Here is a 12,746-nt window from a genome sequence, read left to right as displayed (position 1 = left end):
GCGCGCCGTGTCCGACTCGGATTAGATCTCTGGAAGGTCTCGAATCTGCCTAATTTGCTCACGTTTTCTGACGTTTGATTTCACTGAGCTTGACCATGAATTTTGAGGCTTAGGGCAAGATAAAAGAGGTGTGTTCGCCTCGCTTTTGCTTCATCATTTCGGACAGTTGGCCGTCGGCTAGAGCGCCTTGGTAAGTTGCGACGACGCAGGCCCGCGGAATGACACCCCTATCTGTCAGGACACCTAAAATGTCAGTCCGTGAGGCCGTCGGCGCCCGTTTGAACATCGCCGGAAGCCCTGAGGATGTGGATCGCATCGTACGGCTTCCCTACACGCTGAAACGGGACAGCGGCGGCGTCCGTCTCGGCATGATGCAGCGTCTGTCGGCGTCCCGACTCTTCGCCTACGGTGATCGCGCCGGCGTGCTTCGATCCGCCCAGAAGCGTTCGGGCCGAGCCTTCCGGCTGGACGTCCGCCAGCGGGTGATCGTGAAGGCCCTAGTGTCACGGCACATGGGCCGTGGCGTCGCGCGCGGGGCAGCGCTCGCGGCGCACATAGCCTACCTCGGCCGCTCCGGTGCGGGTCTGGAAGGAGCCCGTCCCGACTTCTTCGACGCCCGATCCGATGCGGCGGATCCCACAACCGCGACGGTGGGATGGGAGGCGGACCGACACCACTTCCGTTTCATCATCTCGCCGGAGCACGGGGACCGATTGGCCGATCTTCGCAACTACACGCGCGATGTCATGACCCGTGTGGCTGGCGACCTCGGACAGCCCGGCCTCCAATGGGTCGCGACCTGCCACTACGACACCGACCAGCCGCATGCCCACGTCCTGGTGAGAGGTCGAAAGCCGAACGGCAAGGACCTTGTCATTCCGCGCCACTACATCTCGGTCGGTTTCCGCATGCGAGCACAGGAGGTCGCCCAAGAGCGGCTCGGCGATCTCTCACGAGCCGATGCGGAACGGCGGATCTGGCGGGAGACCCAAGCCGACCGATTCACGGGGTTCGACCGGCGGCTGCTGCAGGCTGCTGACGCCAATCTGGAGGTCGATGACGGAGTGGGCGTGACGGGTGCCTGGGCCGCCCTCAGCCGCGGCCGGCTGCGTCACCTGGAAACCCTCGGGCTTGTCGTCAGGCATGGGCGCCGCTACCGGATCGACCCGTCGTTGGAAAACAAGCTTCGGACGCTGCAGCTACGGCGTGACGTCATCCGTACGCTGCATCTGCGGCGCCTCCAGTCTGGTCGTGAACTGCGCGAAATGGGCGATGCGCCTCTCAAGGGCCAGGTCGTGAAGGCGGGACAGCACGACGAGCTCGGTGCGTCGAGATGGTTGATCGTCCGCAGCGCAGACGACGTCGAACACTTCGCGCGACTGAAGCTTGGTCAGACTGCAGCGGCCGTCGGTCGGCAAGTTGAGCTGAGCCCCACGCCAAAGGGTGCGCAGATCGACAGCCTCGGTCGCGGAAGCGATCTCAGTCGCGGGTGAGACACACGTCCGCCGCGACGTCACGATCAGCAGCGGGCGACGACGCAAAAAACGCGTCAATCGCCCTGTTTGGGATGGTCGCGAACCTCTGCGTGATCTGCCATCTGGCGCCAACGCGGGTCGATTATGCCGTAGAGGTGGCACATCTGCGAAGCCTAGCAGGCGTGCGCGAACGCGCCATGCTGCTGCGCGATTGTCCAAGGGAAGAAGAGGCAGCGATGCGTTCTCGTCTAAGCGCGGCAGGACTGCGCGACCTTGAGGTGCTCGCCAAGGTGCTGGTCGAGACCTGCGTGCGGAACTCCGAACTCGAGAACCTCCATGCCGGGACCTTCCCGTCATCGCAGGCTGGCGACTTTAGCGACGTGAAGGTGGTCACGCCATATGGGGAGATTCCTTGGGCTCGCCTCTCGCGCATCTCCGACGCGGAGATGAAGGTGCTGATGGTCGACGTCGTCGACAGGGTCTTCACCTACTTCCGCTACCCCGAGGAATTCGGCCGGATAGGCGGCGCCGCTCGATGGGATCGTCCCAAGCTTCATCCGGATTTGATGCGTGCGATCCGCCGACGGCGAGCCCGGGCGCGACGTGACGACTGAGCCCACGCTTGCCGACCCTTAGACGGCTTGGACATTGCCGAGCAGGTCGAGCAGGGCTCGGTTCATGTAGTAGCTCTCCCGGCCGAGCTTGTGCTTCCGCATCAGCCCAATGCGGGTGAGTTCGTCGAGATATCGCGTCGCGGTGATGCGGCTGACCCCGAGGTCGCGCTCCACGAAGGCGATCTTGCTGTAGGGGTGGCTGAACATGTTGTTCAGCAGGTCCTGGCTGTAGATCCGGGGCAGTTCGCGGCGCATCCGCACCTTGTGATCGAGCATGAGATCCCGGATGCGGTGGACGAGCCGAGTGGTTTGCCCGGCCGTCTGCTCGACGCCGTCGAGCATGTAGATCAACCACTCTTCCCAGACGCCGTCCGTCCGAACCGCCTGAAGGAGCCGATAGTAGTCGGCCTTGTTCTGGTTGATGTAGCGAGAGAGGTAGAGGACGGGCGTGCCGAGGAGCCCCTCCTTCACCAGATAGAGGATGTTGAGGATGCGGCCGGTCCGGCCGTTCCCATCGTAGAAGGGATGGATCGTTTCGAACTGGTGATGGATCACCGCCATCTTCACCAGGGGATCGAGATCGACATCGAGCCCACCGTTCAGAAACGCCTCCAGGTTCGCCATCAGCGATGCGATTTCCTCGTAGCTCTGAGGCGGCGTGAAGACGACTTCGCCCGTCTTGTCGTTCTTGAGCGCGGTCCCGGGGAGGCGGCGAAAGCCCGCCTGATTCTGCTCCAGGGTCGCCTGCATCGCGAGGATGTCGTTGATTGTGATCAGCCCCGTTTCGCGGATCTTCTGGAAGCCCTCGCGCAAGGCGCGGGCGTAGGCGTAGACCTCCTTGGCGGCGACGCTCGCAAATCGGTTTGCAACGTCATCGCTTCGGTAGAGATCGTCATGGGTGGTGACGATGTTCTCGATCGCGGAGCTGTCCTTCGCCTCCTGCAGCGAAAGCGTGTTGATCAGGATCGCTTCATTGGGGACCAGGCCTGCGGCGCCCTTCAACTCGGCCAAGGCGCGGTGCGCGCTCGCGAGTTTCTTCAGAACACGCTTCGTTTCCAAGTCGACCGAAAGCGGCAGCACCGGTGGGACGTGGCTAGCGACCAAACCCATATGAAGCTCACATGTATAGGAATCGGCCATTTTCTATACATGATTTGCCGACGTGTATAGACCTAGCACACGGTCCGCACATGCTGAGCGGATGCATAAAGAAAATCGCCCCTTCCTATGCACGTCGCCGGCATGCGTCGGAAGTCTCCCCAAAACCTATGCATATGGACCGGGCGCGCCGGGAGACGTCACCGGCTGTGGGCACCGTGAACCGCGGTGCATATGATCGAACTCTCGTGGAGAGACATCAAATCTTGTGACCCCAGTGTGACCCCAGAGATGAAACAAGGCCGACCCGGGCAAGGGGAAGATTATTAAGTTACTGGTTTTCTTGGAGAAAATGGCGCGCCCGGAACGATTCGAACGTCCGACCCTCAGATTCGTAGTCTGATGCTCTATCCAGCTGAGCTACGGGCGCGCAGGTCCCTAACGGGGCGTGCTCTCTAGCGTCGTGCGGCGCGGGTTTCAACTCCAATTCCACATTTGCGGCGCGATCGCCGCATCCGCCGCAGGCCGAGGGGCGGGCCGTGCCCCTTGCCATCCCGGCTGCGGCGGTTAGGCAGGGGCTATTGCGGGGGCCGGATGTCTTCTCTGCCGAACGACACCTTTTTCTATCTGCTCGATCACCCCCACGACCGCAGGTACGAGCTCCTCGGCCGCAATATCCCGTACCGAACGCCGCGCTTCTCACGCGACGTCTACGAGGAGAGCCGCGGCCGCTCGTTCGCCAGCCTGGACGAGGCCTATCTCGATTGGGTCGAGCACGGACGGGCCGCAGGGCTGGCCTACGCGCCGGGCCGCGACACCACGCTGAAGATCGTCCTCAAGGTGAAGGACGAGCCGGACCTCCTGGAGCGCTGGATCACCTACCACGCCGCCATGGTCGGCCTTGAGAACCTCGTGGTCGTGGACTGCGGGTCCGTCGATCCGGCCCACTGGGCGATCCTCGATCGATACCAGCACGACATGCTGGTGCTGCGGTACCCCGACTACTACGACCTCCTGCACGCCGTCGGGCGCAACAAGCCCCTCTATTACTGGCTCGCGAGGAACGCGAAGTTCGTCACCGTCATGGACGCCGACGAATTCCTGTTCGGCTATGACGGCAAGACGATCTCGCCTCATCACGTCGTACCGGTGCTGCGCACGGGCGGCGAGGCCGTGCATGCGCCCACCTGGATCTCCAACGCCGCCGCGCCCGAGATGTCTGGGGGCCGCATCGACTGGGACCGGCCGATCGCCTTCGCCCTGGACGCGGAGTCGCTTTGGTCAGGGACGGTGGCGGGCAAGTCGATCGTGCGCACTGACGCCCTGTTCGAGGCCGCCTACGTGGGACACAACCTGCACGTCGGCCGCGTGGTCTCGCGCATGACCGAGGGCTCGTTCGGGAAATTCTTCCAGTTCCACCTGTCGGCCCTGAGTCCCGAGATCAGCCGTCGGCGCATCGCCAAGCATCTGCGCGCCAAGGGGTTTCTGCCCGCGAAGGTCGAGGGCGAAGCGGCCGTGAGCGAGTTCCTGCTCCAGCTGCTGCGCGCCGATGGAGCCGACCCCACGGCCGCGTACTACGCGGAGAGATACCTCGAGCCGCCCACCGGTTCACCTGGCGGTGAGCCGCAGTTCTCAAGCCGGCTACTGGCCGGCGTGGATCACGAAGCTTCGCAGGCGTTCACGTCCGCGATCGACGCGTTCGACTTCCGCCGCGTGTGGACCGAGACGAAGCCGCGGATCTGAGAATCGCGGACGCGCAGTGCGCGCCCGCGATCACGCCAGGATCAGCGCGGGAACGGCAGGGCGCCGCCGAGGATGCCCTTGCGCAGGATGTCCGCCGCGCTCGGCGGCTTGGCCGGCTGCTGCGGCTGTTGAGCGGGCGCCTGACCGGTTCGCGGCGCGCGGCCGCGGCCACCGCCCATGCCGGGCATCTCCTGGCCCAACAGCCCGCCGGTCGCGGACCGGTAGCGGACCTTTACCGTCCACTGCTGGTTCCACGTCACCTTCGGATCCTGCGGGCGCGGCGGATAGACGAAGTTCGCCTCGCCGCCATAGGCCACGAGCTGGGCGATCGCCGACGGGGCGGCGTCCACGACCTCCTTGGGCACCGCGCAGGTCTTCTGGCCGGGGCCCATCAGGGTCTTGTTGGCCACCAGGCGGTTGATGTCGGACTGGCTGAGGAAGTCGGGGTTCGTGAAGGCCGAAGCCTGCACCTCGGACGAAGACCACATCACCACGGTGTCGCCGTCGCCGCCCATGGCGGTGGCGTAATAGGCCTGGGCGTTGGGCACGAGGTTCCAGCCGAGGTTCACCCAGCCGCCCGGCGCCTTGCTGTTGGTCGTCAGGTTCAGGGGCGCCAGGAAATCCTGGTCTTCCTCAAGCGTGAAGTTGATCTCGGGGCTGTAGTTCCCCTTGATCGTATGGGCGCCCACCAGCGAACCGTTCGACGGCACGAGGTCGCGGGTCTTCTCGTTCGGCCATTCCCCATAGGTGCGATTGCGCGTCACGGAGGGCGGCTGCATCGGCCGATAGTCGATGCCGCGGAACAGGTTGGCCGGGTTCTGGCGGCCCTCGGCCATCTTGGCGAAGTCGATCACATAGGGCTGACCCGGACGCGCACGCTCGCCGCAGCCCCAGAAGATGAGCATCTTGCCCTTGGGCTTCTGGTATTCCTCAGGCACGTAGTCGTGGCGTTCCTCGCGTGTCGACTGGGTCGGCTTGGGCGTCAGCAGCGGCAGGCGGGGGCCGGCGTTCAGCCCCGCGGGCGGCAGGTGATCGGCCGCCGGAGCCGGGTTGGTCTGGCTGGAGCCGAGATCGAGCTTCAGGGTCTTGGAAGCCCCGTCACCGCCGCCCATCATCATGCGCATCATGGCGCCGGCGTCCGGACCGCCGCCGCCCGCGCCCATGGAGGGCATGCCGAAGCCGGTCTGCGTCTGGGCGCTCATCCAATAGACGGCGATCGGCCCCGTCACCTTCTGCCCGGCGGGTTGCGCGACGGCGGCGTTCGCCAATGCGGCGGCGCCCGCGACGAGCGCGAGCTTGCGTCCCAGACCCATGGGAAATCTCTCCTGAACTAACCTTGTGACGCGAAACTACCAGCCGGCCCGTCAGGCCGAAAGGTCCCGCCAGCAGGGGACATACGCGCCCGGCCACGGCTTGGCTTCAAAGACTCCGCGGGCGACCGCACGCGCCAGGGTGTCGGCCGCCAGCGCGCCCAGCCGCGCCAGGGTGTAGGCGCTGGGTTCAGCGAGCGGCCTGGCGCCCGTGGACAGTGCGAAGACCACGTCGCCGTCGAAGGGCGCATGCACTGGCCGGATTGCGCGAGCGAAGCCGTCCTGCGCCATCACCGCCAGGCGCTTGGCCTGCGCCGGTGTCAGCGCCGCGTCGGTGGCGACGCAGGCGATCGTGGTGTTGCGCGTCTCGGCCGGACGCTTCGCGGAGCCCCACTGGTCCGGCCCGGCCACGAGGCCCGCCGCGCCCAGCCCCCCGAACTCCCCATCGAGCTCGAACGGGGCCGCCCAGAATGTGCGCCCGCCCGGCGCGACCACCGAACCCCAGCTGTTCACGGCGACGATGGCCCCCACGGTGTAGCCGTCCTCGCTGACTACCGACGCGGAGCCCGTGCCCCCCTTCAGGCCCCCGGCCATCGCGCCGCATCCAGCGCCTGCGGATCCGAGCATCACGTCCAGGCCGGCCGCCTCGATCGCCCGCCGCCCGAGCTCGCGGTACGGCGGGGTCTCGCCCCAGACCTTGTCTCCGCCGTTGGCGACGTCGAACAGGATAGCGGCCGGAACGACCGGCGACTTCGGAATGCCGTCCACCAAACCGAACCCCCGGCCGCGTGCGCCCAGCCAGCTCACCACGCCGTCGGCGGCGGCCAGGCCGTAGACCGAGCCTCCTGACAGGACGACGGCGTCCACGGCGTCGACCAGGTTCTCGGGCGCCAGGGCGTCGGTTTCGCGGGTGCCCGGAGCTCCGCCACGGACGTCACAGGCGCAAACCGCGCGCTCGTCCGGCAGGATCACCGTGACCCCGGTGCGCACGGCCATATCCTCGGCCTGCCCGACTTTCAGGCCGGGAACGTCCGTGATCAGGTTTCGCCGCCCTGGACCTGGTCGATTTGCGCCCATAGGTGGGACCTCGCACGACCCGGCGTTTGTTGTCCACGCGGACCGGCCGCTATGGTCAAGCCGATCCCAGTTGGAGCCGCCGGTCCCGTGAAGCTGAAGTCCACGCTCGTCGCCCTTGCCTCAGCCGCCCTCGCTTCGGCGTGCGCCACGCCGCATGCGGCCAGCTCTTCGCCGCCGCCGCAGGCGCCCCCCCAGAGTCAGGGCATGGTGTCGGCGGCCAACCCGTTGGCGGTGGAAGCCGGCCTGAAGGTCCTGCGGGCGGGCGGCACGGCGGTGGACGCCGCGGTGGCCGTGCAGGCGGTGCTGGGACTGGTCGAGCCGCAGAGTTCAGGCCTCGGCGGCGGCGCGTTCCTCACCTACTACGACGCCAGGACCAAGGCGGTGACGGCCTACAATGGCCGCGAGACCGCTCCGATGGCGGCCACGCCGCAGCTCTTCTTCGGCGACGACGGCAAGCCCCTCAGCCGAACGGCCGCCGTCCTAAGCGGTCGCTCGACCGGCGTGCCCGGCGCCGTGGCGATGCTGCACCTGGCCCAGAAGGACCACGGCAAGCTGGCCTGGAAGGACCTGTTCGGCGAAGCGGAACGCCTGGCGGATCAGGGCTTCCCGGCGCCAAACCGCATGGCCGCCGCCGCCTCCAGCCGCTCGCCCCAGGCGTCCGCTCCGGACGCCATCGCCTACTTCACCAAGCCCGACGGCACGAAGATCCAGCCCGGCGACCTCGTGAAGAACCCGGCCTATGCGGCGACGGTTCGCAAGATCGCCGCCGAGGGCCCCAAGGCGATCCTGGAGGGCGAGATCGCTCAGGCCATCGTGAACCGGGTCCGCGAGGGCGATAACCCGGGTGCGATGACGCTGGAGGACCTCAAGGCCTATCGACCCCAGTCGGGGCCCGCCCTCTGCCGCCCCTATCGCGTCTATATCGTCTGCACCCCAGGCGCCCCGTCGGGCGGCCCCGCGGTGCTGGAAGGGCTCGGCCTGCTGGAACGGACGGACGTCGCCAACCATCCCAACACCGCCGAGGGCTGGTACCTGTTCAGCCAGGCCAGCCGGCTCATGTATGCCGACCGCGACCGCTACATCGCCGACCCTGACTTCGTGAAGGTGCCGGTCGATGGCCTCCTCGACCGGTCCTACCTCGACCAGCGGGCCAAGCTGATCGGGCCCATGGCCGCCGCCAGCGTCACCTTCGGGATGCCCAAGGGCGCGCCGAACCACGGCGCGGATCGGACCAGCGAGGTCTCCGGCACCACCCACTTCGTCGTGGTCGACCGTTGGGGGAACGTGGCCTCGATGACCACCACCGTGGAAAGCATCTTCGGCTCAGGCCGGATGGTTCACGGCTTCTTCCTGAACAACCAGCTCACCGACTTCTCGTTCTCGCCGACGGATCGCGATGGCGCGCCGGCGGCCAATGCGGTCGGCCCTGGCAAGCGGCCGCGCTCCTCCATGGCGCCCGCCATCGTACTGGACCGAAACAAGCGCTTCGTGGCCGCCGTCGGCTCGCCAGGCGGACCTTCGATCCTCGCCTACAACCTCAAGGCCCTGGTCGGGATGCTCGACTGGAAGATGCCGGTGCAGGACGCCATCGCCCTGCCCAACCTGATCGCCGGCAGCAGCTTCTATGCGGCCGAGGTCGACAAGTTCTCGCCCGAGCTCAGGGCCGGTCTGGAAGCCAAGGGCGTGAAGCTGACCGCCGGGTTCGGGGCGGAGGGCAGCGGCCTGCACGGGGTGGAGGTGACACCACAAGGCCTGCGCGGCGGCGCGGATCCGCGCCGGGAGGGCGTGGCGCGGGCGCCCTGAGCCTGCTCAGGCCGCGTCGGTGTCCAGGACGTCCCGCATGGCGGCGAACAGGCGCGCGACCTCCACCGGCTTGGGCACCGTCGCGTCCATGCCGCAGTCCCGATAGGCATCCACCTGATGGGCCATGGCGTTGGCCGTCAGGGCGATGATCGGCGTGCGCTGGCGTCCCTGGGCGGCCTCGGCGGCCCGAATTGCGCTGGCGGCTTCGACGCCGTCCATTTCGGGCATCTGGGCGTCCATCAGGATAAGATCCCATTCGCCGCCGGCCCAGGCGTCGACGGCCTCTCGGCCGTTCTCGACGATCTTCAACTTCACGCCGACCTGCTCCAGGAGGGTCCGCAGGACCATCTGGTTGACCGGGTTGTCCTCGGCCGCCAGCACGCGCAGCGCGCCCAGCCCGTCCTCAGCGCTGTGCTCCGGCTGCGCCGCCTCGACCCCGCCCGCTTCCTGGCGAACGAATGGCAGCGGCAGGCGCACGGTGAAGGTCGAACCCATTCCGGGCGCGCTGGTCACAGTTATGATCCCGTCCATGAGCATCGCCAGCTCGCGGCAGATCGACAGCCCGAGCCCGCTGCCCCCGTAGCGGCGCGTCGTCGAGGCGTCAGCCTGAACGAAGGGCTGGAACAGCGCCTTCTGACGCTCGATGGGAATGCCGACGCCGGTGTCGCTGACCTCCAGCGTCAGCACGGCGTCCGAACGGCTCAGCCGGACACGCACCTCGCCGGCCTCGGTGAACTTCAAGGCGTTGGAGATCAGGTTGTAGAGGATCTGCCGGACACGGACGGGATCGCCGCGGTAGACGCCACGCGCGCAGGCCCCGACCTCCAGGTCGAACGCTAGTCCCTTTTCGGCGGCCACCGGGGCAAAGGTGGCGTGGGCGCTGGTGATCGCCGCCGCCAGGTCGAACTCGACGTCCTCGAGCTCCAGCTTCCCGGCGCCGATCTTCGACAGGTCGAGCACATCGTTGACCACGGCGAGAAGGGTCTCTCCGGATTGTCGGATGACGTCCAGCCGCTCGCGCTGGACGTCGGGTAGCTCGTCGCGGTGCATCGCCTGGGCCATGCCGAGGATGCCGTTCAGGGGCGTGCGGATCTCGTGGCTGATCGTGGCCAGGAACGCGCTCTTTGACGCGTTGGCCGCTTCGGCCGCGTTGCGCGCCTCGATCAGCTCGGCCTCGCGCCGCTTCTCTTCCTCGATGTCCCGGGCCGCGCCGACGGCTCCGCAGACGCGCCCGTCGGCGTCACGCACCGCCTCGACCGCCGCCTCGATCCACTGAAATCCGTTGGGACCCATCCGGCGATGTACGCGGTGGAAGGGGAGACCGTGATCCAGATGCGCCTGCCACATCGCGCGGGCGCCGGCGCGGTCGTCCGGGTGGAGGAACTCCCATATGGCGTCGATCTTTTCGGCATAGTCATCGCCAAGCTGCATGGTGGAGCCGTTCTCGAACGCCTGCTGCAGGTCGTTGTTCAGCTCCCAGACCCGCAGGCCCGCCAGTCGCGTGGCGACCTCCAGGCGCTTCTCCGACCGCTTGCTTTCGGCCAGCGCGCCCTGAAGCTCCGCCGTCGCGCGCTGGAGCTTGCGGTTGGTCGATTCCGCCTCGAACGCCTCGCCGATGAGGGTCGCGAGGTCTTCGAACCGCGCCAGCATCGCCTCGTCCCTCGCCCGCGGCGCATCGCCGATGGCGCCCAACGCACCGAGGACGAGGTCACCGCTGGTGATCGGCACGGCGAGGAAGCACCGCACTTCCGGCCGCCCCCGGATCAGGCCGAATTCCCGCACGAGGGGATTGTCGTCGAAATCCTCGATCCAGATCGGCTCACCGGTATCGATCACCCGGCGGCTGGGAAGGCGGGCGTTCCCGTCGCCGTCGAAGGGTACGAGGCGGGAATGCCTGTCGGACTCGCGCCAGACCACGTCCGCATAGAGGCCGCCGAACAGAGCATGGCCGATGGCGGCCACCCGCCGCGCCGTCGGCCCGATCTGGGCAAGCGTCACCTGTACGTCTGGCATTCAAATCCCGCGAAGCTCTGCTGGCGCTAGCAAGCTGCGCATTAACGCTTTGTGCCAGGGGCCCCTCTGCCCATCCTGAGGCGTCAGGATGTCGCAGGCGGCGTGTCGTCTGCCGTGGCGGCGCGGCGGGCGCGGGGCTTGGGGGCCCCCGGAAGGCGCAGCTCGAACACCGTGCCGTCCGGGCCGGTCACGGAGAGAGTCAGGTCGCCGCCATGCCCCTGGGCCAGCTCGCGCGCGATGGCCAGGCCCAGCCCAGAGGAGTCGGGCCGTCCGGAGCCGGCGAAGGGCTGGAAGAGCCGCTCGCGCAGCCGCTCGGATACTCCGGGACCATTGTCGGAGACCCGGATCAGGCTGGCCCCGCCAGCCGTCTCCAGCGAGACTTCCACGCGGCCAGGCGTGGTCCGTCCTTCCTGGTGTTCAATGGCCTGACGAGCGTTGCGCAGCAGGTTGGCCAGGATCCGGTGGAGTTGGTCCGGGTCGGCCAGCACCTGATCGCCGGCCGCGACCTTGGACACCAGCCTCACCCCGGAGTCCGGCAGGCGCGCCTCGGCGGCGGCCTCCTTGAGCGCGGCCGCCAGGCGGACGGGCTGCTTCTCGGGCGCGGCTTCCTCGGTCTTGCCGTAGACCAGCACGTCGGCGGCCAGCTTCACCGCCCGGTCCAGCGCGCGCTCCAGGCGCGGGAGGGCCTGGCTGACCGTCGGGTCCCGCGAGGCGGCCAGCCGCTCCGAGGCGAGCTGGGCGCTGGTGAGCATGTTCTTGAGGTCGTGATTGATCTTGGCGACCGCCTCGCCCAGGGCCGCGAGGCGCGCGCGGGACTGGAGCGCGGCGCGCAGATCGGCCTGCATCCGGTCGAGCTCGGCCTCGGCCCGTCCGATCTCGTCGCGGCGGCCCGAGAGCTGGATCTGCGCGTCGGGGTCCTCCGGATCCGCCCGGAACCGCTCCATCGAGAAGGTGATCCGCTGCATGGGGCGCACCAGGAACAGGTTCAGCGCGAAATAGACGATCACGCCGGCGAGGGCCGCCACCCCCGCCACGATGGCCACCAGCCGCCAGAGATAGCCCGCCAGCGCGCGCTTCAGCTCGGTGTCGTTGGCCACGAACTCGATGAAGTCCGCCTCCTTGCGGAACCGCGGCTCGGCCACCACCCGCACGCGGCCCCCGTCGCCAAGCAGGGTCTGGAAAGGCGCAAAGAGGGCCAGGCCAGCGCGCTGAGGCCGCAGGTCGACCACATAGGGCGCGCGCGCCGGTCGGTTGGCGGCGAATACAAGCGACCGCACGCCATCGATCGACACGGCCACGATCTCGACGCCAGCGCCCTCGAGAAGCTGGGCCTTGAGCTGTTCCGAGACGACCCGGTCGGGCGCCACCTCCGGCGCGAGCGAGGCAAGTTCCGCAGCGCGCACCCGATCCAGCAGCCACTGGCGCTCGTAGGCCGCCATGGCGGGGGGAATCGTCATCGCGCCGCCGAGGGCCGCGAACACCACGGTCAGCACCAGCAGGCGCGCAGAGAGGCCACCGGGCCAGAAGAGGCGGCGCCGGTTCCGCTCGGGAGCTTCGGTCGGTGCGTCCGCCATCGTCCTCCCGGATTAGTGCACGCAGGCGGCCCCGGCAAC

9 protein-coding genes and 1 tRNA gene are annotated in these 12,746 nt (G+C 67.8%); 4 read left to right on the top strand and 6 right to left on the bottom strand.

Annotated features, from left to right (window positions below; all coding sequences use genetic code 11):
• Positions 1-248: 248 nt before the first annotated feature.
• A complete protein-coding gene (locus tag DJ019_RS07790) occupies positions 249-1,493 on the top strand; it encodes a DUF3363 domain-containing protein (protein WP_111275400.1) in 1,245 nt (414 codons plus the stop codon).
• A gap of 218 nt (positions 1,494-1,711) precedes the next feature.
• Positions 1,712-2,089: a hypothetical protein gene (locus DJ019_RS07785; RefSeq protein WP_111275399.1), complete on the top strand. Its 378-nt coding sequence runs from the start codon at positions 1,712-1,714 to the stop codon at positions 2,087-2,089.
• Positions 2,090-2,107: 18 nt separating this feature from the next.
• Here DJ019_RS07785 and DJ019_RS07780 read toward each other — a convergent pair whose 3' ends face one another.
• Both DJ019_RS07780 and DJ019_RS07775 read right to left on the bottom strand, forming a co-directional pair.
• Positions 2,108-3,199, bottom strand: coding sequence for a Fic family protein (locus DJ019_RS07780; protein ID WP_111275398.1), 1,092 nt, complete (start codon positions 3,197-3,199; stop codon positions 2,108-2,110).
• 341 nt (positions 3,200-3,540) lie between these two features.
• A tRNA-Arg gene (locus DJ019_RS07775) sits at positions 3,541-3,617 on the bottom strand.
• A 164-nt stretch (positions 3,618-3,781) separates the two neighbouring features.
• On the opposite strand from DJ019_RS07775, the gene DJ019_RS07770 reads away from it, so the two are divergent.
• On the top strand, positions 3,782-4,930 hold the full coding sequence (locus tag DJ019_RS07770; protein ID WP_111275397.1) for a glycosyltransferase family 2 protein: 1,149 nt from the start codon (positions 3,782-3,784) through the stop codon (positions 4,928-4,930).
• Positions 4,931-4,971: 41 nt separating this feature from the next.
• Here the strand turns inward: DJ019_RS07770 and DJ019_RS07765 are convergent, their stop codons facing one another.
• Positions 4,972-6,243 (bottom strand): hypothetical protein, encoded by a 1,272-nt coding sequence (locus DJ019_RS07765; protein ID WP_111275396.1) that lies wholly within the window; start codon positions 6,241-6,243, stop codon positions 4,972-4,974.
• Between the two features lie 51 nt (positions 6,244-6,294).
• Entirely contained in the window at positions 6,295-7,317 is a 1,023-nt protein-coding gene (locus DJ019_RS07760; RefSeq protein ID WP_111275395.1) for a P1 family peptidase, read from the bottom strand.
• 51 nt (positions 7,318-7,368) lie between these two features.
• On the opposite strand from DJ019_RS07760, the gene ggt reads away from it, so the two are divergent.
• Positions 7,369-9,120, top strand: coding sequence for a gamma-glutamyltransferase (gene ggt, locus DJ019_RS07755; RefSeq protein WP_111275394.1), 1,752 nt, complete (start codon positions 7,369-7,371; stop codon positions 9,118-9,120).
• Between the two features lie 6 nt (positions 9,121-9,126).
• On the opposite strand, the gene DJ019_RS07750 is transcribed toward ggt, so the two are convergent.
• Positions 9,127-11,133, bottom strand: a complete 2,007-nt coding sequence (locus tag DJ019_RS07750; protein ID WP_111275393.1) for a hybrid sensor histidine kinase/response regulator — start codon at positions 11,131-11,133, stop codon at positions 9,127-9,129.
• A gap of 83 nt (positions 11,134-11,216) precedes the next feature.
• A complete protein-coding gene (locus tag DJ019_RS07745) occupies positions 11,217-12,707 on the bottom strand; it encodes a sensor histidine kinase (protein WP_111275392.1) in 1,491 nt (496 codons plus the stop codon).
• Positions 12,708-12,746: the final 39 nt, after the last annotated feature.

This window comes from Phenylobacterium kunshanense, assembly GCF_003254525.1.
GTDB lineage: Bacteria > Pseudomonadota > Alphaproteobacteria > Caulobacterales > Caulobacteraceae > Phenylobacterium > Phenylobacterium kunshanense.
This window is presented reverse-complemented; position numbering and strand designations above follow the sequence as displayed.

Coding starts and splice junctions, on each gene's coding strand:
- DJ019_RS07750 (WP_111275393.1), bottom strand. CDS start 11,133: ATGCCAGACGTACAGGTGACGCTTGCCCAGATCGGGCCGACGGCGCGG.
- ggt (WP_111275394.1), top strand. CDS start 7,369: ATGGTCAAGCCGATCCCAGTTGGAGCCGCCGGTCCCGTGAAGCTGAAG.
- DJ019_RS07790 (WP_111275400.1), top strand. CDS start 249: ATGTCAGTCCGTGAGGCCGTCGGCGCCCGTTTGAACATCGCCGGAAGC.
- DJ019_RS07760 (WP_111275395.1), bottom strand. CDS start 7,317: ATGGGCGCAAATCGACCAGGTCCAGGGCGGCGAAACCTGATCACGGAC.
- DJ019_RS07780 (WP_111275398.1), bottom strand. CDS start 3,199: ATGGGTTTGGTCGCTAGCCACGTCCCACCGGTGCTGCCGCTTTCGGTC.
- DJ019_RS07745 (WP_111275392.1), bottom strand. CDS start 12,707: ATGGCGGACGCACCGACCGAAGCTCCCGAGCGGAACCGGCGCCGCCTC.
- DJ019_RS07765 (WP_111275396.1), bottom strand. CDS start 6,243: ATGGGTCTGGGACGCAAGCTCGCGCTCGTCGCGGGCGCCGCCGCATTG.
- DJ019_RS07785 (WP_111275399.1), top strand. CDS start 1,712: ATGCGTTCTCGTCTAAGCGCGGCAGGACTGCGCGACCTTGAGGTGCTC.
- DJ019_RS07770 (WP_111275397.1), top strand. CDS start 3,782: ATGTCTTCTCTGCCGAACGACACCTTTTTCTATCTGCTCGATCACCCC.